Raw genomic sequence first — 19,776 nt, forward strand, 5'->3', positions numbered from 1 at the left:
CGCCGTCTACCGCAGTTTGGACGACGGTCAGATCTGGGTCAGGCCACGCGAGGAATTCGAGGACGGTAGGTTCGAGCTGGCCACCAACCTCCGCCATAGCCCCACCCCACCCACCGCAGCATAGGAAGGACGAGGAAGATGGGACTTTTCGACAAGGGGATGATCGTGAACATGGGCATGGTCGAGCGGTGGCAGATCGAGGCGGCGCTTTCTAAGCTGCCAAGCCGGTTCAAGTCGTACACCGATCTGGCATCACTGCTGCGCCGAGAGGGCGTCGCGGAAGAAGCCATTCACCGAGCCGCGGATCGCGTCCTCCAGCGGCTCAGGAAGGCTGGAGCGGTTTCCTACAGCAAGGGCTGGTGGGAGAAGGCCGCCCTCCGCGAGGACCCCACCCAATGACCGACACAATGATCGAGCGCGTGGCCATAGCCCTGTACGGCGCAGATGAAAGCGACCTGATGGACAACTGGCACTCGGCGACGAGCAGCCTGCAGAACGTCTACCGGCGGAAGGCCCGCGCGGCGGTCGAGGCGATGCGCGAACCGAGCAATGATGTTCTCGAAGCTATGTGGGCGGCGATGTTCGTGGGCCGTTTCACAGGAAGCGAGCTGCCCATGCTCGGCGCAGGGTTCGAAGCCGCCATCGACGCCGCCCTTCAGGAGACAAAGGGATGAGCAACACGTTTCTGTTCAAAGACGATGAGTCTGTATCCACTGAAATGCAGGCAGCCATCGACCGGACAAACGAGGCGATCCACTCCCGCATGGACGAGGCCCTGCGACGGGCGGTCGTCACTGTCCGCCGAAACAGCTGGCGTCCGATTTCCAGCGCGCCGACTAGCGGGGATGTGCTTCTTTACTTCCCGCTGGAGGGATTGTCGAAAACACATCCGAATGTGGTTATCGGCCATCGCCACGAAGAAGGCTTCTGGGTGTTTCAAGGCCGCGCTTTCCGTGGCTATAGCGACGCCTACCAACCAACCCATTGGCAGCCGCTGCCTGATCCGCCGGAGTGACGCCGTCGGCGCAACCGACGTCACCCCCCAACCTGACGAAGAGGGAGGAACACTCTGACATCAGGAACAAGACATGAAGGCACGCACAAAGGCTCAGCGAGCAGCACGACGCCGGGCCGTGAACCGAAAAGACGATCTGCCACGCACGCCATCTGGCGCGCTCTCTCGGTCCTCCGACCGATACCGCCAAGAGGCCGCGATGACCGAGAAGGAGGCTAGGGTCGTCGTGCTCGGGGCCAGACAGCGCGTCCATGGGCTCGCCGAATCCACAGCGGGCCTCGCTGAGGCTGGTTCGTCGCTCGGACGGCTCTACCTAGCCGGGGCCATCACGAGGCAACTGTACGAGTCTGGCAATCGATTTGCGGAGGACGTTTGGGCCTATCATGCGCTCACGGGCATCCCGCACCCATCACCGCGCGCAATCGACTACGGTCGGGTGAGGGGGCTTGGGCGTGACAGTAGCCCCGAGGCGGTCAAGCGCGCGACCAACCGCTACATGAACGTGCTCGGCCTCATCCAGCAGAACGACAGAGCGGGCCGGCCCGTCGAAACGACGCTGCGCAACGTGGTGTTGCTCGACATGGACGCAGGCAACTGGCCTCCGCACATGATCAAGATGCTGCGGCGGGTGCTGGAGGTGCTTGCGGGCTGGTACGGGATCCCTGCGGACGAGCCGAAGGTAGGTGCAGCATGAGTTGGATAATGGCTCTTGCGGCCTACGCCGCCGTTGCCTCCACACTGGTCGTCTACCTTCGGATGGCAAACGCTCGTTGTGAAAGACGGTGGCGCGAGGGCGAGCGCACGATCGGATTGGCTATCGACGCAGCTATCCACCACTTACCGCCGGCTCGGCCCAGCCGTGTTGTTCCAGATGCGAGAGGAGAAATAGGCAAGCGAGTCATCCGATGGGTCGAGGATGATGGGCGCGAGAGAGAAGTCACGATGCACCTGGGCTGTGTCGAAATCGACTGGGATGGCCACAGGCGAGACATGGTCCGCAACCTCTTGACCGCTGCCCGCAAATCAGTGCATATCAAATGAAGGTCGGGAATTCCGACCATGAACCCGGCCAAGCGCCGGGTTTTCTCGTTTCTGGGGTGCGGAATGGCCCCATCTAAAGTAGGCCCGAATAGACCATGGCAGACGGACGCAAAACCGGCGGACGAGCCAAGGGCACGCCGAACAAAACGACCGCCGTCCTGAAGGAAGCAATCCTTGCCGCTGCCGAGAGCGTCGGTTCGGACGGCGAGGGTGAGGGCGGGCTCACAGGCTACCTCACGTTCATCGCCAAGAACGACATCAAGGCCATGGCTGGCCTGCTCGCCAAGGTTCTGCCAATGCAGGTGACAGGCGACCCGGACGCGCCGGTCTATTTCGCGACCAAGGAACAAAGGGATGCAGCGGTCGCGGCCGGCACACGCGCTGACGGCTGAAGACTACGCCTTCTCGCGGCTGATAGCATATGCGGCATACCAGTGGCCGAGTTATCAAGACGCCGCGCACCACCGACTGATCGCCCGGAAGCTCGAAGCAGTAGAGCGTGGTGAAATCACACGCCTGATGATTTCGATGCCGCCGCGCCACGGCAAGTCGATGCTGGCGAGCGAGTATTTCCCGGCTTGGTACCTGGGTCGCAATCCGAGCCATTACGTCGTGGCGGCCACGTATGCTCAAGACCTGGCCGACGACTTCGGCCGCAAGGTCCGAAATCAGATCGCAGATGAGGGATTTAAGGCGGTCTTCCCCGGAGTCGGGCTGAAAGCGGGGTCGACGAGCGTCAAGCGCTTTCACGTCGAGGGACCGCAGGACGCTCTGACCACGGACCAGGACGGCGCCTACTTCGCTACGGGCGTGGGCGGCCCTCTCACCGGCCGCGGCGCGCATCTGTTGCTGATCGACGACCCGGTAAAGAACCGGGAAGACGCGGATAGTGAGATCATCCGCCGCAAGATGAAGGACTGGTACACCTCCACCGCCTATACGCGCCTCATGCCTGGCGGGCGTGTGGTGATCATTCAAACGCGGTGGCACGAGGACGACCTGTCCGGCTGGCTCATCAACGAGCACAAGCATGAAGGATGGGACGTCCTGAGTTTGCCGGCGATGGACGGAGAGAACCCGCTTTGGCCGGAGCAGTATGACAAGGACGCTTTGGAGCGCATCCGTAGGGCGCTTCCCGCCCGTGACTGGATGGCTCTGTACCAGCAAAGCCCGGTCCCGGATGAAGGATCCTACTTCCTCTCCGACTGGCTGAGGCCATACGACAAGGCCCCGCCGCTCGAACAGATGACCGTCTACGGCGGCTCGGATTACGCCGTCACTGCGGACGGCGGCGACTACACGGTTCACGCGGTTGTTGGGATCGACCCCGCCGGCTATATGTACCTGCTCGATCTGTGGCGCGGCCAGACGGCCAGCGACGAGTGGATCGATGCGTTCTGTGATCTGGTGATCAGGTGGCGCCCGCTCGGATGGGCCGAGGAGACGGGGCAGATCAAGGCTGCGCTCGGCCCGTTCATTGACCGCCGGCAGCGCGAGCGCGGCGCCTATGTGGCCCGCACGCAGTTTCCGACGCGTGGTGGCGACAAGGCGATCCGCGCACAGTCGATCCGAGGCCGCATGGCGCTGAACAGCCTCTATGTCCCGCAGCACGCGGCTTGGTACCCTGAGTTTCGAAGAGAGTTGCTGAGTTTCCCCGCTGGGAAGCACGACGACCAGGTGGATGCGATGGGCCTTATCGGTCAGTTGCTCGACCGGATGACTGATGGCACGGCGCCACGAGCGCCTGAGCAGCCCAGCAACATGACCGGCTATTCGCAGTATTCAAGCAGCGACAGTTACAGCGTGGGAGCGCTCTAGCGCATGGCATATCAGGAAGGCTCGACCGCTTCGCAGTTTGAAGCGGCCGGCGAAGCTTTGCCTGATTTCAGCCTCGGCCAGCTCCGCAAGCAGTACCAGAACTTCGCCGGCACCAAGGATCAGGAGATCAAGGAGCAGCGCGACGCGCGGCACTACTACCACGGCGACCAGTGGACCGAAGCCGACAAGAAGGTGCTGAAGAAGCGCAAGCAGCCGATCCTGACCAACAACGTGATCGGCCGAAAGATCGACGGCGTTGTCGGCCTTGTCGAGCGGCTGCGCCAGGACCCGAAGGCATATCCTCGCACGCCGGCCCACGAGGAAGGGGCAGAGACCGCGACGTCCGTGCTCCGCTACGTCTGTGACATCAATGATTTCGGCTCGATGTGCGCTGAGGTGAGCCGAGGGGCGGGCATCAACGGCATTGGCGGCGTCGAGATGTTCCTGGAGCCGGGCGACAATGGCGACCCGGATATCGGCTTGGCGCCTGTCGACCCTGACTGCTTCTTCTACGATCCGCGTTCGTTCCGGCCGGACTTCAGTGATGCCCGCTACATGGGCGTGGCGAAGTGGGTGGACGTCGATCTTGCCAAGGAGATGTTCCCGGACAGCGCCGACGCCCTTGACTCGACGGTGGCGCAGAGCGGCGAGACGGCTGGCCTGCAGCAGCAGGACCGCGAGTTGCGTTGGGTAGACCAGACCGACAAGCGCGTGTTCATCATCGAGCACTGGTACATTGTTGGCTCGGTCTGGCAGTTCTGCTTCTACACCGGCGCGATCGAGCTGAACCGCGGCAGTTCTCCCTTCGTCGATGAGAAGGGCATGACGATTTGCCGGTTCGTGATGTACTCGGCCAACGTCGATCACGACGGCGACCGCTACGGCTTCGTGCGAAACATGAAGTCGGCGCAGGACGAGATTAACGCCCGCCGGTCAAAGGGTCTGCACCAACTCAACACTCGTCGCATCATCGCCACTAAGGGGATCGTGCAGGACGTCGAGCGCGCGAGAACAGAAGCCGCCCGCCCGGATGGGTATGTCGAAATCAACCCGACCACAGACGGCCGCTTCGAGTTCGATGACGCTGCCAAGCAGGCCGACATGCAAGGCCAGATCGCCTTCCTCGAAATGGCGAAGGCCGACATCGAGAATTTCGGCCCCAATCCTGCGTTGATCGGCCAGGGGATCGAGAACAAGTCAGGCCGGGCGATTTCGCTCCTGCAGCAGGCCGGCATGGCCGAGCTTGGGCCGTTCATCATCGCCTATCGCGGGTGGAAGATCCGCGTCTATCGAGCGATCTGGAACGCCGTGCAACGTCACTGGTCTGCCGAGCGCTGGATTCGCGTGACCGACAATGAGGGCTTGGCGCAGTTCGTTCAGTTGAACGCTTTGACGCTCAACGAGTTCGGCATGCCGGCCATTCAGAATAGCCTAGGCTCTCTCGACGTCGACATCATCCTCGACGAAGGGCCTGACACCATTACGGTCATGCAGGACACCCTGGATACGCTGATGCCGCTGGCCCAGAAGGGCGACGTGCCGGCCGGCGTGCTGATCAAGCTCATGAGCCTGCCTGGATCGACCAAGAAGGAACTGCTGGACTACATCGAGCAGGCGAAGCGCCCGGACCCGCAGCAGCAACAGTTGGCGATGGCAGCAGCCACCGAAGAGATCAAGAACAGGCAGGCTGACACAGGCAAGAAGCGCGCTGACGCCATGAAGAGCGTTGGCGACGCGCTGCTCAACTTCCAGGTCATTCCTTACCCAGCTCCGGCCGACGCGCCGGCCATGTATGGCTCGATGGGCGCGCCCGGCATGCTGTTGCCGGAACCGCCGCCGCCTGAGCCAGTCATGCAGCCTCAGCCAGGCTTCTAGTTCGTCCGCGCCACGATACGGCGCCAGCCACAGGCCTCTGTGACGGCCTGATATCGCCCCGTCCGGCGTCAAGGGACGATCCGTGATCAGCGACGAACAGCGAAGGAACGGTAGGCAATGGCCGATACCGATAGCGACATCTTTGCCGCAGCGATGAGCGACGAGCCGATCGAGCCCGTCACAACAGCACCCAGCCCTGAGCCTGTCATCCAGGAGCAGCCGGCGCCGGTCGAACAGCCCCAGCCCGTGGCGGAACAGCCGGCAGCAGAGCCGGTCGTCACGAACGACCAGGGTCATCGTGTCCCCCTCTCCGAGCTTCTGGAGCAGCGGGAGAAGCGGCAGGCGGCAGAACGCCGCGCGGAAGATACCGAGCGTCAGATCCGGGAGTTGCAGGCGCAGCTTCGTGCTCAGCAGCAGCCCCCTCGGCAGATCCCCGACGTGCTGGAAGACCCGCAAGGGTACGCCGGCCATGTTCGGACGGATGTCGAAACACTCGTCCAGTCGCGCATCATCAACATGACGTTCGAGGAGGTCCGGGAGCAGAACCCGGAAGGCTTCGACGCTGCTTGGCGTGCGCTGCAGGCAAATGGTGACGCGCGTATCGCCGCGGATATTCGCAATGCGGTCAACCCAGGTCGCGCGCTGATGAAATGGCATCAGCGTGAACAGACGCTTCAGCAGATCGGCAATGGTGGCCTCGACGGCTACCGGTCGCGGATGCTGGATGAAGCTCTGAAAGATCCGGCGTTCCGGCAGAAGGCTATGGAGGCCTGGCGCGAAGAAGCCCAGGCGGCTACCACGCCCCGTTCCCAGACAACCCCGTCAATCCCGTCCCTGAACCGCACTACGGGCGCCGCCGGCCACGGCGCAGCCCGTACGGCGATCAGCGACGCGGAGCTTTTCCAGAACGCCACAGCCCGCCGCTGAGAAAGCGGGGGCTTTAGGAGGCTGTCATGGCTCTCTCGTCCCCCCAGAGCAACAACAAGCTCGTCCAGTACACGACCGAGATCAACCGCGAGTATGTGCGGGAAAATCTCTTTTCGCCCTACATGGGCACCTCTCTGACCTCGATCATCCGCCTTCGCAATGAGCCTAAGAAGGGCGGCGAGCAGATGAACATCCCGCTCGTCACGCGCCTGACCGGCACGGGCAAGGGCGTCGGCCAGCTGACTGGCAACGAGGAGGTGATCGACAACTACGGCATGCGTGCCTGGGTCGATTGGGCTCGCAACGCCGTCGCCACCAACAAGGCCGAGGAACAGAAGGACAGCGCCGATATCTTCGGCGAGGCCAAGCCGCTTCTGTCCGACTGGGGCAAGGAACTGCAGCGCGACGAGATCATCGCCGCGATGATGGCTCTGCCGAGCGAATCCCAGCCTGCCGGCCTCGGCTCGACTGACGGCCAGCGGGTCAACGGCATTCTCTACGAGGACGCCAACGCCTCCCAGCGCAACACCTGGAATGCGGACAATTCTGACCGCGTTCTCTACGGCAATGCGCTCGGCAACTACAACGCCACCCACGCAACCGCTCTGGCGACTGTTGACGCCGTCGATGACAAGTTCACGGATGTCTCGGTGCAGCTGTTGAAGTACGTGGCGAAGCATGCCCGCCCGCGCATCCGGCCCTACAAGCTGGAGGACGGGCGAGAGTACTTCGTTGCCTTCGCTGGCTCGAACAACTTCCGCCAGCTCAAGGCAGCGATGAAGGACGTCAACAAGGACGCGCGCCCGCGTGATGTCGGCTCGAACCCGATCTTCCAGGACGGCGACCAGATCTATGACGGCGTCATCATCCGCGAGATCCCCGAGATCGACGAGTTCGTCGATACCGTCTGGACTTCGCTGAAGACGGCCGGCGACACGTCTGGCCGTGTGGCCCCGGTCTTCCTCTGCGGCCAGTCCGCGGTGGCAATGCCGTGGGCTCAGATGGCCCGCCCGACGTTCCGAGATGAGACCGACTACGGTTTCATCAAGGGCTCCGGCGTCGAGATGTGCTACGGCCTCGCCAAGGTCTTCAAGAAGCATTCGTCGACCAAGCTGGTTCAGTTCGGCATGGTCACGGGTTTCTTTTCGGCCGCCGGCCCGGCTTAAGGGAGACACCACTATGGTTGGCCTCCCGTACCGCACGCGTCCCGATCTGGTTGATGTGGGGGCATTGGCTACGGCCCCCACTGCCGGCTCCGTCGACGCCGTTCTCAAGAAGGATCGAGGCGACATCTACCGCCTCGATTTCACGTTTCGGCGTGCCAGACTTCCAGTGACGGACGGCACTACCTCCGGCTCGTATGGCTCCCTCAAGATATTTGACTTCAACGAGGGCGCTATCTCGTTCCTGGGGACCCGTCAGGACTACACCGCCTTTGCCGAGGGCTCGGCCCTCACCGGCGGGGCTGGTGATGCTGCGTTCGTTCTCGGCATCGGCTCCGCTGCAATCGCCGCGGCGGCAGACGGCACCCTGACCACCACGCAGCAGGACATCGGCACGAAAACGGCGACCATCACGCTTTCGGGCGGGACGGGCTCCGGAACGTTGGTCGATGGCGCCAAGACGACGGCGCTGAACGGCACCGCCACTGGTGTCGACCTCTACCTGAACTTCTCTGGCACTGCGGCGACCATCGACGCGAACAGCTATCTCGACGTGACGGGGACGGTTTCCGTCTCGTTCGTGTGGCTCGGCGACGACTGATGAACCGGCCGGGGGCTTTGGCTCCCGGCCTCCTCTCACCTGGAGAAATCCATGAGCACTGTCACCATTGAATTCCTCGGCGGCGAGGATACCGGCAACGTTGCCGAGACGGAGTGGGCGAACCCATTCACTGGCGAGCGCGTTGTGCTCCCGATCCGTCAGCCGGTCGAGATCGACCCCAACGAAAGCGCGTTCCTGGCGCATGTCGTCGCCAAGGCGCGGAAGAACCGGTTCTTCAAGGTGAAGGACGTGAAGGCGAAAGCGGCGGCCCCGGCCGTGGTGGCGAGCGATGGCGACGAAAACAAGGGCTGATCTGGTTCGGCGTGTTCTGGACAAGCTCCAGATGACGCAGACCGGCCAGAACCCGTCGCCTGAGGACTTCAGCCAGGTCGACAACAATCTTGATACGATCCTTGCCACGCTGGCGCAGGACGAGGTGGTCTACATCTCGAACCCAGACCAGATTGACGAGGCCTTCTTCGACCCGGTTTCTGTCTGTGTGGCTGAAAAGCTCGCGCTGGACTTCGGCGCCGCCGTTTCCCCCGCGGACGTCGCGATAGCGCGAACGTCGCTTGAGCGCATGCAGCGAGTTCGCCCCATGTATATCGAGCAGTCCACCTCGTATCTCTGATGGCGAAGATCCTTTTCCCCTCGTCCTCATCGCCTGGCGTAAATAGGCAAGAGGGGGGAGGGCGCCTGATCAACGCCTATGCCGAAAAGCTTGGCCCCGCTGGTCCTGCCAGCTTCGTCATTCGCCGCGCTCCGGGCCTCCGCCTTTTCGCCGGTTCTGGCGAGACGGGCATTCGCGGGCAGACGTTCATCGATCCGTATCTCTACGCCGCTTTTTCCAACAGATTGGTGCGTTTCGATAGCGTCGGTGTTGGAACGGCGGTCGGAACGCTGAATGGCTCAGATTGGGTGACATTCGCCCGCAATAACCGGACGCCGACGCCGGATCGCGTGGTTGTCACCGAGGATGCGGTATACACCTTCACCGACACATCGATCACCGAGCTTGTGGACGGTGATCTGCCGCAGCCCAACTCGGTCTGCTTCATCGACGGCTATTTCTTCTACACCATCGCCGATGGCCGATGCTTCGCCTCCGAGATTAACGGGACGGGCATCAGCAGCAACGACTACATCCGAGCAGAAGCCAAGCCGGATGGGCTGCTCCGCGGCGTCGCCTTCGCTCGCGACCTTTATTTGTGCGGCCCGAGCACGATTGAGGTGTGGTCGAACACGGGCAATGCCACAGGCTTCCCATTCAGCCGGACCACGGTGATTTGGCGGGGTTTGGCGGGCAGGAAGGCCATTGCCGGCTTTGAAGACGGCTTCGCAACCGCGTTGCTCTGGGTTTCTGATGACAACGCCGTTCATCAACTCTCTGGCTATGGCACACAGAAGGTGTCGCCGCCTGAGTTGGACCGCCTGATTGAGGCCACGACGGACAAGGACCAACTAGAAGCCAGCGTTTTCGTCGTCGGTGGTCATCCGTGCTGGCGCATTACAGGCCCCAACTTCACCTGGGTATACGACATCGGCACTCAGGACTGGCATGAGCGTCATTCCTACCTCGACACGCGTTGGCGGGTGGCCGGGAACAGTGTCCAGGCGTTCGGCAGGTGGCTCACGGGGGACCGGCTGTCCGGGAGTGTCCTGGAGATCACCGAAGACACGGCACGCGAGGCGGGTGAACCACTCGTCTGGGAGGTGGTGTCCGGCGATATGGGTGATTTCCCGTCTCGCTTCACTGTGCCGAGAGCGCAATTCTATTTCGTGACAGGAACGGGCGTTGCGAATGGTGAAGACCCGATAGAACGGCAGCCGCAGGTCGCGATTTCGTGGTCCGATGATGGCGCCGTGAATTGGTCGACGCCTGTGCTCCGAGAAATCGGGCCGCAGCAGGTGACCAAAACCCGGGTTGTGGTCAACCGGTGCGGCATGACAAGCGTCCGCGGCAGGCGGTGGCGTTTGGCGGTCGCCGATCCGGTCTACGTGGGCTTGATCGGTGGCGACATGCAGATTCAAGGAAGATCTGGATGAGCCGGGACTGGCTGCGCCTGCCGGCACTCCCTGGCCCTGATATCCCGGTCATCGACCCGGCGACGGGCCGGATGACGCGTGACTGGTACCGCTACTGGACCGTGGCAGACAGCATTCTCCGCGGCGTTACCGCCCTCTCTCTCAACGATCTGGCGAACATTGATGCTGCGGCCCCGACCAATGGGCAGCGGCTGACGTGGGTTGCCGCTGACAGTAAATGGAAGGGAGCCTGATAATGGGGCTGCTTGACTTGTTTTCTGACAAGAACGAGAAGGCCGCGGCCGACGCCCTGAAGCAGGGCTACAAGAACGCCAAGAACGAATCGTACAACCAGATCGACACTGGCGTCGCCAACGCGAACCAGGACTATTCGTCGGCTCTGGGGCTCTATTCCGGTCTGTCGGACACCTTCAACAAGGGTGTGGGCCTCTATGCCGATGCTCTTGGGCTCAACGGCGCCGATGGGAACGCCAGGGCGACAAGCTCGTACCAAGCGGGCCCCGGCTACCAGTACGCCACGGATCAGGCTCTGCAGGCGCTGGAAAGGCGGGCAGCAGCCCAAGGTCAGCTCGGCTCGGGCCAGACGGGCCTCGACACGATCAATGCCGTCTACGGCCTCGCCAATCAGGACTACGGCTCCTGGCTCGACCGGCTCAGCGGCTACAACACCTATGCGGGCCAGGCGGCCGATAGCCAGGCCAACATCTACGGCAGCATGGCCGGTCTGGATGCGAATGCCGGTGCGGCCAAGGCCGGGTATGGCTGGCAGGCCATCAACGGCGCTGCGCAAGCCCAGGCAGACTACGAGAAGGGCAAGGATCAGACCGGTGCGAACATCATCGGTTCGGCCCTTGGCATCGGCAAGACCATCTCCGGCTTCCTGTAGGGATCATCGAGCATGGCCGACTACAGCAATTTCCTGTTCAATGCCTTCGGCGGTATTGGCGACCAGCTCGTCCAAAACCGTCAGGAGCGGCGCCGGAACATGGAGGACGACCGCAACTACGCGCGCGCCCTCGGCCTGGATGAATGGAGGAAACAGACGGATCAGCGCGACTATGACCGTGGCGTCCTGACTTCGGATCGCGCCTACAATCGCGGCGTGATGGAGAATGACCGCTCATACGGCCTTCAGGAGCGCAACTATCAGCGCGGGGTGCTGGAGAGCGATCGGAACTACGAGTTGGCGAGGCAGCAGGCGGACCGTCGCGATGCGCCGAGGATTGACACTTTCTACGACCCCGGCACGGGCCAGGAAATCAAGGGCATCTACAATCCGAACGCGCCGGGTGGCTTTGTCCCTGTCGGCGGGGCAAAGGCTGCCCCTGCTCAGCGCCAGCAATCGCTGATGGCGGGGGACCGAAAGGCAGTCCTCGAAGCGGATGAGAATGCCCAGGCGGGACAAGGCGTCATCAACGCCCTGACGCGCGCGAAGGATCTAAACGACCAAGCGTATTCAGGCTGGGCTGCCGGCCCGCGTGGCTATGTCTCCAGTCTCTGGGGCTCCGAAGCAGGTCAGGCGACGCAGGAACTCGACAACGTTGTGACGGCGCAGGCGCTCGACCAACTGAAATCGACGTTCGGTGCAGCACCTACCGAGGGCGAGCGGAAAATCCTGCTCGACATCCAGGGCTCCGTGAACCAGGCACCCGAAGTGCGCAAGCGCATCTACGACAGGGCTATCGCAGCGGCGCAGCGCCGGATCGATTTCAACCGCAAACAGGCCGCAGCGCTTCGTTCCGGCCAGTACTACAGCCCGGACTACGCCGGCCCGGCGTTCAGCGATCAGGTTCCGCAGGGTGGTGGCCAGCAGGGCGCGCTAGATACTAGCAGCGCGATCGATCTCGCCAGGCAGGCGATCCAGGCCGGCGCGGACCCGCAAGCTGTCATTGAGCGGCTGCAGCAGGCTGGTATCGACCCAGGAGGCCTATAATGGCCGGGCTCAGCTTCGATGACCTGATCCCGGTGGGCAAGGGTGCAGCAAATCAGACAGCTACTAGTGGCGGCTTGCGATTTGATGACCTGATCCCGGCGACCCGTGTTTCCCAAGGCTTCAGTGCGGCAGCAGAACAGGCGCCACGCCCACAGCTCCAGGCTGCCCTCGATCGCCAAGTACAGGCCCAGTCTACGGGCGGCGCTCGTGGTGATGGCGGGATGCTGGAAAAGATCGGAGCGGGCGTGCGCGGCGTCGCGGACGCGGCGACCATGGGCTACAACGACGAACTCCTGGCCGGCATCGGCACCGGCTTCGGCCTTCTTGGCGACTACGGCAAGGAACTAGCACGCCAGCGCGCCATCGACGCTTATGACGCGCAGAACATCCCCGTTGCGCGCGTCGCGGGGCAGGTTGCCGGCGGTGTTGGCGCGGCGATGGCGGCGGCACCCGCCGGCCTCACGACGGCCGGTCTGGCCGCGGGGCGAGGGCTTGCTGCTCGGGCGGGCTTGGCCGCAGGCGAGGGTGCCGCGTACGGCGCTCTGTACGGGGCTGGCTCGGCAGACGGTGATGGCACCGATAGGGTTCTGGGGGCGGTGCAGGGTGGAGCGCTCGGCGCCGCGACAGGCGGGGCGATCCCCGTTTTAACCTCTGGCGCTCGGGCTCTGGGCAAGCCAGTTGTCGACGCTGTACGGGCCCGCGTGAACCCCGAGGGGTATGCCGCCCAGAAGGTGGCCGGTCGGTTTGCCTCAGATGGCCGCACCATGGACCAAGCGGCGGCCCGGATCGAGCGGGCGGCACAGGGCGGCCAATCCATGTCGCTGGCCGATGTGGGCGGAGAGAACGCACGCGGGCTACTGCGCACTGCCGTGAATGTTCCTGGCCCCGGCCGGCAGGCGGCGAAGTCGAAGGCCACGCTTTCGGCGATGGCGCAGGGGGACAGGCTCAAGGCGCTCGTTGGCGAGGCATTTGGCGACCCGGATGGCGCCTACCAGGCGGCCAAAGCCACAGTCATGGACGCTCGATCGACAGCCGCCACGCCGTACTATGAGCGCGCCTACAAGCAGCCTGTGCCGTACACATTCGATCTTGAGAAGATCCTGGACACCCCGGCAGGCCGCGCCGCGCTCGCGACCGCAAAGACCAACTCCCTGAACCGGCGCGAGCCGTGGGCGCAGTGGTTCGCCTCGATCGACGACACGGGCAAGATCATCGACAAGCGCCGCGTCCCGGACACTCGTGCGCTCGATGAGACCCAGCGTGTTCTTGGCAACATGGTTGAGGCGGCGAAGACGCCGGCTGACGGATCGCCGTTCGCCAAGGCGAAGGACACGCCGCAGTCGATCGCCCTTCGCACCGTTCACCAGGATCTCCTCGCGGAGATGGACAAGGCAAACCCGAGCTTCGCAAGGGCTCGGGAGGTCGGCCTCTCCAATATCCAGGCTGATGAGGCCCTGGAGTTCGGCCGCAACGCCTTGAACACGGATGCGCGCGTCAATGCCCGAAAGATGGGCGCCGCGACCTCGTACGGGCGCGATGTGCCGCTGACCGAAGGCCAACGCGAACTGGCTCGCTTCGGCCTGGCCGAGGCAATCCGGCAGAAGATCGATGAAGCCGGTATGACGCACAACGCTATCCTCAAATTCTTCTCGACCCGCGAGCAGGTGGCCCGAATCCGCCCCTTCTTCAAATCCGATGGGGATTGGAAGGCATTCCGCTCGTCGATCATCAACGAGGCGCGCAAGCGCCAGACCTATAACGCGATGACGGGCAACTCGACGACGGCCCGCCAGCTCGCAGACATGCAGGAAGCTGGTGGCCTAGGGACGGCGGTCGATATCGGCGGGAAGCTGGCATCGGGCGGCGTCGCGTCAGCGGCGCTCAGCGCGCTACAGGCCGGAATCCGCCGCGTTGGCGGTCTGACCCCTCAGGTTGCCGACAACATCAGCCGCCAGTTGATGACGCGCGATCCGGTTCAGGTGCGGGGGATCCTGCAGCAGATCCAGCAGATCGAGCGCGCGCAGATCAGCGCGGATCGGAAGGCTGTGGCGTTGCGGCAGTTGCTGACGAACTTTGTTGCGGGGACCGAAGGGCGCGAAGTTGGTCGCCCAGCCACTGAGATGCAGGGACGAATACAAACCAGGCTAGCAGCGCCGTAGCGGCCAGTCCGATTAGTTTGGCCCACCAAGGGTCATCATGTGCAAACATTCAGGCTCCTATTTGCAGGGCCACGCGCGCTGAAGAGAGCGGAAAACCAGAAAGGCGGCGAGGCGGTCTCGGTCCTTCGGGCTCTCACGGAGATCTTTGCAAACGACGTCTTTTAGCTGCTTAGCAATCACGTTCGCGGGGATGCAGAATTTTCCACTGTCGGCTCCAAGGGTGTCAATAACGCCCTCGATATAGCCAAGGTTGAATGAGGTGTGATCCTCGCACCCCTCATAGAGCTTATTCCCATTCTGCCAATCAGCAGATGCGAACGACGAGCCACTGATCGCGAAGAACGCGGCTAGGCAGAGAGCTTTACCGTACCAAGGAAGGTTGCTGTACATGAATGCTCGTAGCAATCTCGGTCTTAGAGTTGGTGACCTTCCGGCGCCTAATGAGACGTTGGATCAGGATGCATATTACGTGTTTCGACGCCAACCGGGTATCGGATGTCTGGCTTCAGAAGGATACCAAGTCGGTCTAGTTCTTCCGGTGAAGGGGCGCCGGTCAACAACTCTTTGGTCAATCCGCGGGGTACAATGCGGTCCCAATTCGGGCGCTTCTGTTCCTCAAAGGGCAGCAACACCAGCGGAATTATTCGCTCTGGCATGGCGAATTGTTCTCCATGCACTTGGACGATGAGCCATTCTGGCACCAGCCACAGTTCGTTTTGATACTCGATCGTGTGGGCGATGAAGATGTCGCCCCCGATGAAAATCGCTGTGTCTCCCACTCGCATCTAACCCTCCCAGGTTGCGCAGGCAGCATCGCCTAGCGTCAGCCGGGAGTCGATAGGTTACCGCCCGCCAATGTAGTGGCTGCCATTGCCATGGCTGTTGTAGCCCCCGATGCGAATGCTGCCTTTGCGGCCGCGCGCTTCTGCAACGCTTTCAACCACAATCGAAGTAACGAATAGCGCGATCACTGCGGCGAGCATCGCCCGAACGGCAAACTTCATGATTTCCCCTCCCAGCCGCCACCCGGCGGTCGGGAAATTCTGCCTCATCCCTTCCGCAAAGTCATCAGGCCGCCCTCCGAGGCGGTCTTTTCATTTCTGAGGTGCCCGCATGGCTGGTCTCTGGCCTCTCTCCCTGACGCAGCGCATCGACCTCAACGGCAAGCCTTATATCGGCGCCAAAGCCTATTTCTTCGAGGCCGAGACGACTACGCCGCTCATCACCTACCAGAACTATGATCTTTCGGTGCCCCATCCCAACCCGGTAACCGCGGACGGCTACGGCATGTTCCCGGCGGTCTATCTGGATGAGGATGACCAGTTCTACCGGGTGCGCGTCACCACGTCGGGCGGTAGCATCCTATTCGATCAGACCACTTTGCCGATCTATGGCCCAGCAACGGGCGGTGGGGGTGGCGGCGGAGGAGGCGCGCCGGTAGACCCGAACGCGCTCTGGCAGACCGGCGATATCAAGCCCCGGTATGGCGGCAGCGTTCACGCTGGATGGGAGCGTTGCAACGGCCGGACAATCGGCGATGTGACCTCAGGCGCCACCGGCCGCGCCAATGCCGATACCCAGCCGTTGTTCGAATACCTCTGGAACGCAGTCCCCAATACGATCCTGGCGGTCAGCGGTGGTCGCGGCGCTTCCGCAGCCGCGGACTATGCTGCTCACAAGACGATCCAGCTCCCTGACTTCCGTGGCCGCTCTCTGGTCGGCCTCGACGACATGGGGACGAGCACGGCCGGTCGCCTCAACGCGGCTCTTGTCCTAACAGGCTCTCCGACGCAGCTTGGATCCTCCGGTGGCGCAGACCAGCACGTCCTCGCGACGACGGAAATCCCGGTCATCACGCCGAGTGGCACGATCAGCGCGATCCCGCCGCACACCCACAAGATCGCCGGCAATGCTGGCCCGCTTCTTCCTCGCAGGGCGCAGCGCGGCGACGCCGATGTGCAGACTTTGGGCGTCAGCGGCAGCGATGGGTCGATCTCCGACATCAATTCCGGCTCTGCCGGCGGCCTGACGCCGACGTTCACCGGTACGTCGTTCGGTGGCGGGGCGGGTCACAACAACATGCCGCCCTTCGGCCTCCTGTCCATCTACATCAAGCTCTGAGGCCAGGCGATGCTCGTAGCAACGTTCCCGCCTGCGTCGAACCGGGCCGACTGGATCGAAACGGTCGCGTTCGTGGACCCGGAAACGGACGATCTGATCGACCTGTCCGGGGCGACGATAACCGTGACGCTCAATGAGATGGATGGCTGCATCCGGCTCACGGCCGCGGCCGTGATCATCACGACTGGCGTCGCTCAGTTCACCTTCACCCGCGACCAGATGATGACGCTTTGCGCCGGCCCCTACAGCGTCGGCGCGACCCTAGAGCGTGGTGGGACCACCGTGCAGGTGGTCATCGCAACCGTCCCCGTTATGAATGGATTGGTGCCGAAATGACCCTTAATTCCGTACGGGCGTATATCCTTCCGAAGTTCCCCGCCTTGATCGACGGCGACGGCGGCTTTGAGGTTGTCAAAGTCGATGGCAAGTATACCTTCCGGCCGGCCCTCGGCACGCTGACCGAAACGACCGAGGTTGAGGGCAGCAACTACGTCTGGTCCTGGAACAAAGACAGCAACACCTATTCTCGGGTTGCGACTGCCACCCTTCGTGGATCCCCCGGGCCTCAAGGAACGCCCGGCACAAACGGGACCAATGGCACCAACGGCGCAGATGGCGCTACGGGCCAGCCCGGCCCGGCGGGCGGGGCTATCTCGATCCCCTATGTCTTCTCGACGACGACGACCGACGCTGACCCAGGCAACGGCAACCTCCGGCTTGGCTCGGCGACGCAGAACACAGCAACCGTGATTCGGACCGACCTGCTGGCTTCAGACGGCACGGATTGGTCGGCAGTGCTGGGCACGCTCGCTGCGTCGACGTCCACGATCAAGGGCCAGATCCGGCTTTTCAAGACGCTCGATCCGACCAAGTGGCTGCTGTTCAACGTCACGGCTGTCGCCAGCCCGACCGGCTATAAAAACATCACGGTCGCCATTGTCGGCTCATCGGCGGCCTCCCCGTTCGCCAATGGCGATGCTATCTCGCTTTCGTTCACCCGGTCTGGCGATCAGGGAGCAGCGGGCGCCGGAACGGGCGACGTCCTCGCTGCCAACAACGGTTCCGAGTTCGTCGACAAGGCAGTCACGCGGACCAATCTTGGTGTGGCGATCGGGTCGAACGTCCAGGCTTGGGATGCGGACCTCGATGCTGTCGCGGCGCTGACCGCTACCGGGCTGGTTCGGCGCACAGCAACGAACACCTGGTCCGCGGGCACGGCCGTCACGGCAGCGGAGGGCGGCACTGGCCAGACTTCCTACACGATCGGCGACATCCTCCAGGCGTCTTCAACGACGGCGCTGGCGAAACTCGCCGCAGTCGCTACCGGCAATGTGCTGATCTCCGGGGGCGTCGGTACGGCGTCGAGCTGGGGCAAGGTCGGGCTTACCACCCACGTCAGCGGAACGTTGCCGCTCGCGAACGGCGGCACGAATGCAACCACGGCTTCCGGCGCCCGTACCAGCCTCGGACTTGTGATCGGTATGGACGTCCAAGCCTACAACGCGTCGCTCCAATCGCTTTCCGGCATCACGGTTTCGGCCGCAGCTCTTACACTGCTGGATGACGCCGACACCGCCGCCATGCTCGTCACACTCGGCGCGGAGGCGATGGGCCAGCGCACCGGCTTCAACACCCAGACCGGAACGACCTACACGCTTGTTCTGAGCGACAAGGGCAAGGTCGTGGAGATGAACAACGCCTCGGCGAATACGCTGACGGTGCCGCCTAACTCCTCCGTGGCATTCCCGGTCGGATCGTGGATCGATCTTCGCCAGCTCGGCGCAGGGCAGACCACTATCGCGGCCGGCTCTGGTGTCACGATCCGCTCGTACGGAACCAAGCTCAAACTCACCGGCCAGTATGCAGGTGCGACGCTCGTGAAGCGCAGCACCGATGAGTGGACGCTCGACGGGAACCTGTCAGCATGAGCCTCGGTGTAGGGATTGTCGCGTCGGCCGCCGGGGATGCGCCGATGACGCTCACGCTCATGACGGGCATCACGGCAACGAACAGCGGAAGCTCGACCATCACGATCCCGGCGACGGCTAACGTCGGCGACATCGCGATATTCACGCAGTACGCCTATCAGTCAGGCGGGACGCCAACCGCGCAGGAGTTCTCTGGCGCCACGACGATTAATAATGCAGTGGGCGGCCCCAGCAACTATAGACGGATCATGGTCAGCCTCAAAGTTTTGGGGAGTGGCGACATCAACACGCCACTAACTGGCATGTCGGCGTCTGGGACGTACAAGACCGTTCGCATTGTTCGACCTTCGAGGGCGGTGACGAACATTGCTACGGGTTCGGCCTACGGGCGCATCACCAACACGAGCTTTCTCGATACTATCCTCACCTCCCCCGCTTACCCCGCAATCCTGTTCGGCCGGACATTTAGCGAGTTGACCTTGAACCCCCAAGGGACGCTCATCTCCAACAGCTATCGGTTCAACGAAAACTCGGATGCCGATTTTGCGACATGGCTTGAGGTCCAGAACGGTCCGACGATGGCGTCGCGCACGATCGGTCTGAACACCAGCACTGGCGTTGTCGGCGGCCAAGGCTTCTACGCCGTCATTTCCTAACCCCATCCCCAGTCATTCCACCGCCGCCTCCGGGCGGCTTTTTTATTGGAGGCAATCATGCCCGCAATCGATATCGAACCGGCAGGCACCCCGGATCGCCCGGCGCAGCACGCCGCGCTCGTCACCCCCAGCGATAGCGTGGATCTGCCGAACGTCTCCCGCTCGATCTACGTGGCGGTTGCGGGTGATGTCAGTCTCATCATGCAGGACGGCACGCTGTTTACGTGGCCTGGCATGGCGGTTGGCTACCACCCGATCCGGGTCACGCGCATTCGCGCCACCGGCACGACTGCCACCGGCATCGTGGCTCTCTGGTAACCCGCCATGCTGTCCCTCGGCATTGGACTGACGAGCGTGCCCGTGCTGGCAAGGCGGGGGGCGGCGTATGACCCCGACGCGCTGGCGTTCTTCGCGAGGCTGACGAACCAGCCGACCACCGCGCGGAAAAAGCTCTACAACGACCTGATTGTCTCGCTGAAGACGGCAGGCGTCT

General features: G+C 63.0%; 25 protein-coding genes. 22 read left to right on the forward strand and 3 right to left on the reverse strand.

Translation table 11 applies throughout. From position 1 onward, the window contains the following. Positions 1-138: 138 nt before the first annotated feature. From WFK98_RS27030 to WFK98_RS27110, 17 genes are all read left to right on the forward strand, one after another. Positions 139-399 carry a hypothetical protein gene (locus WFK98_RS27030; protein WP_336802490.1) on the forward strand — a complete coding sequence of 87 codons (261 nt, stop codon included), beginning with the start codon at positions 139-141 and terminating at the stop codon, positions 397-399. Next, positions 396-674 (forward strand): hypothetical protein, encoded by a 279-nt coding sequence (locus tag WFK98_RS27035; protein WP_336802491.1) that lies wholly within the window; start codon positions 396-398, stop codon positions 672-674. Before WFK98_RS27030 ends, WFK98_RS27035 begins: the two co-directional genes overlap by 4 nt. After that, entirely contained in the window at positions 671-1,015 is a 345-nt protein-coding gene (locus WFK98_RS27040; protein ID WP_336802492.1) for a DUF551 domain-containing protein, read from the forward strand. Before WFK98_RS27035 ends, WFK98_RS27040 begins: the two co-directional genes overlap by 4 nt. 199 nt (positions 1,016-1,214) lie before the next feature. After that, positions 1,215-1,709: a hypothetical protein gene (locus WFK98_RS27045; protein WP_336802493.1), complete on the forward strand. Its 495-nt coding sequence runs from the start codon at positions 1,215-1,217 to the stop codon at positions 1,707-1,709. Positions 1,710-2,151: 442 nt separating this feature from the next. Then, a complete protein-coding gene (locus WFK98_RS27050) occupies positions 2,152-2,448 on the forward strand; it encodes a hypothetical protein (RefSeq protein ID WP_336802494.1) in 297 nt (98 codons plus the stop codon). Next, complete coding sequence (terL, locus tag WFK98_RS27055) at positions 2,411-3,874, forward strand: phage terminase large subunit (RefSeq protein WP_336802495.1); 1,464 nt, start codon at positions 2,411-2,413, stop codon at positions 3,872-3,874. The genes WFK98_RS27050 and terL overlap by 38 nt, the downstream gene beginning before the upstream one ends. A gap of 3 nt (positions 3,875-3,877) precedes the next feature. After that, on the forward strand, positions 3,878-5,749 hold the full coding sequence (locus WFK98_RS27060) for a portal protein (protein WP_336802496.1): 1,872 nt from the start codon (positions 3,878-3,880) through the stop codon (positions 5,747-5,749). A gap of 117 nt (positions 5,750-5,866) precedes the next feature. Further along, entirely contained in the window at positions 5,867-6,676 is an 810-nt protein-coding gene (locus WFK98_RS27065) for a hypothetical protein (RefSeq protein ID WP_336802497.1), read from the forward strand. A 26-nt stretch (positions 6,677-6,702) separates the two neighbouring features. Next, the gene (locus tag WFK98_RS27070) at positions 6,703-7,842 is read left to right on the forward strand and encodes a phage capsid family protein (protein WP_336802498.1); all 1,140 of its coding nucleotides are present in this window, start codon (positions 6,703-6,705) and stop codon (positions 7,840-7,842) included. A 13-nt stretch (positions 7,843-7,855) separates the two neighbouring features. Continuing rightward, positions 7,856-8,440: a hypothetical protein gene (locus WFK98_RS27075; RefSeq protein WP_336802499.1), complete on the forward strand. Its 585-nt coding sequence runs from the start codon at positions 7,856-7,858 to the stop codon at positions 8,438-8,440. 51 nt (positions 8,441-8,491) lie between these two features. Beyond that, complete coding sequence (locus WFK98_RS27080) at positions 8,492-8,752, forward strand: hypothetical protein (protein ID WP_336802500.1); 261 nt, start codon at positions 8,492-8,494, stop codon at positions 8,750-8,752. Positions 8,753-8,783: 31 nt separating this feature from the next. Continuing rightward, positions 8,784-9,071: a hypothetical protein gene (locus WFK98_RS27085; RefSeq protein ID WP_336802501.1), complete on the forward strand. Its 288-nt coding sequence runs from the start codon at positions 8,784-8,786 to the stop codon at positions 9,069-9,071. Beyond that, entirely contained in the window at positions 9,071-10,486 is a 1,416-nt protein-coding gene (locus tag WFK98_RS27090) for a hypothetical protein (protein ID WP_336802502.1), read from the forward strand. Before WFK98_RS27085 ends, WFK98_RS27090 begins: the two co-directional genes overlap by 1 nt. Next, positions 10,483-10,719 (forward strand): hypothetical protein, encoded by a 237-nt coding sequence (locus tag WFK98_RS27095; protein ID WP_336802503.1) that lies wholly within the window; start codon positions 10,483-10,485, stop codon positions 10,717-10,719. Before WFK98_RS27090 ends, WFK98_RS27095 begins: the two co-directional genes overlap by 4 nt. A gap of 2 nt (positions 10,720-10,721) precedes the next feature. After that, positions 10,722-11,372 (forward strand): hypothetical protein, encoded by a 651-nt coding sequence (locus tag WFK98_RS27100; RefSeq protein WP_336802504.1) that lies wholly within the window; start codon positions 10,722-10,724, stop codon positions 11,370-11,372. 12 nt (positions 11,373-11,384) lie between these two features. Next, positions 11,385-12,419, forward strand: a complete 1,035-nt coding sequence (locus WFK98_RS27105) for a hypothetical protein (protein ID WP_336802505.1) — start codon at positions 11,385-11,387, stop codon at positions 12,417-12,419. Next, positions 12,419-14,578: a hypothetical protein gene (locus WFK98_RS27110; protein WP_336802506.1), complete on the forward strand. Its 2,160-nt coding sequence runs from the start codon at positions 12,419-12,421 to the stop codon at positions 14,576-14,578. The genes WFK98_RS27105 and WFK98_RS27110 overlap by 1 nt, the downstream gene beginning before the upstream one ends. Before the next feature lie 57 nt (positions 14,579-14,635). Here WFK98_RS27110 and WFK98_RS27115 read toward each other — a convergent pair whose 3' ends face one another. From WFK98_RS27115 to WFK98_RS27125, 3 genes are read right to left on the reverse strand one after another with little or no spacing between them, the layout of a single operon-like run. Next, positions 14,636-14,968, reverse strand: a complete 333-nt coding sequence (locus WFK98_RS27115) for a Rap1a/Tai family immunity protein (protein ID WP_336802507.1) — start codon at positions 14,966-14,968, stop codon at positions 14,636-14,638. A gap of 47 nt (positions 14,969-15,015) precedes the next feature. Next, the gene (locus tag WFK98_RS27120) at positions 15,016-15,363 is read right to left on the reverse strand and encodes a hypothetical protein (RefSeq protein ID WP_336802508.1); all 348 of its coding nucleotides are present in this window, start codon (positions 15,361-15,363) and stop codon (positions 15,016-15,018) included. Between the two features lie 57 nt (positions 15,364-15,420). Beyond that, complete coding sequence (locus tag WFK98_RS27125; protein ID WP_336802509.1) at positions 15,421-15,582, reverse strand: hypothetical protein; 162 nt, start codon at positions 15,580-15,582, stop codon at positions 15,421-15,423. A 109-nt stretch (positions 15,583-15,691) separates the two neighbouring features. Here WFK98_RS27125 and WFK98_RS27130 point away from each other — a divergent pair, with 109 nt between their 5' ends. Genes WFK98_RS27130 through WFK98_RS27150 form a run of 5 tightly spaced genes read left to right on the forward strand, consistent with a single transcriptional unit; the run spans position 15,692 to position 19,601 of the window. Continuing rightward, positions 15,692-16,699, forward strand: a complete 1,008-nt coding sequence (locus WFK98_RS27130) for a hypothetical protein (protein ID WP_336802510.1) — start codon at positions 15,692-15,694, stop codon at positions 16,697-16,699. Positions 16,700-16,708: 9 nt separating this feature from the next. Beyond that, positions 16,709-17,035: a hypothetical protein gene (locus WFK98_RS27135; RefSeq protein ID WP_336802511.1), complete on the forward strand. Its 327-nt coding sequence runs from the start codon at positions 16,709-16,711 to the stop codon at positions 17,033-17,035. Then, entirely contained in the window at positions 17,032-18,627 is a 1,596-nt protein-coding gene (locus WFK98_RS27140) for a hypothetical protein (protein ID WP_336802512.1), read from the forward strand. Before WFK98_RS27135 ends, WFK98_RS27140 begins: the two co-directional genes overlap by 4 nt. Continuing rightward, the gene (locus WFK98_RS27145; protein WP_336802513.1) at positions 18,624-19,283 is read left to right on the forward strand and encodes a hypothetical protein; all 660 of its coding nucleotides are present in this window, start codon (positions 18,624-18,626) and stop codon (positions 19,281-19,283) included. The genes WFK98_RS27140 and WFK98_RS27145 overlap by 4 nt, the downstream gene beginning before the upstream one ends. 57 nt (positions 19,284-19,340) lie before the next feature. After that, on the forward strand, positions 19,341-19,601 hold the full coding sequence (locus tag WFK98_RS27150; RefSeq protein ID WP_336802514.1) for a spike base protein, RCAP_Rcc01079 family: 261 nt from the start codon (positions 19,341-19,343) through the stop codon (positions 19,599-19,601). Positions 19,602-19,776 lie beyond the last annotated feature (175 nt).

The sequence above is a fragment of the Kaistia sp. MMO-174 genome, from assembly GCF_037147815.1.
GTDB lineage: Bacteria > Pseudomonadota > Alphaproteobacteria > Rhizobiales > Kaistiaceae > Kaistia > Kaistia nematophila.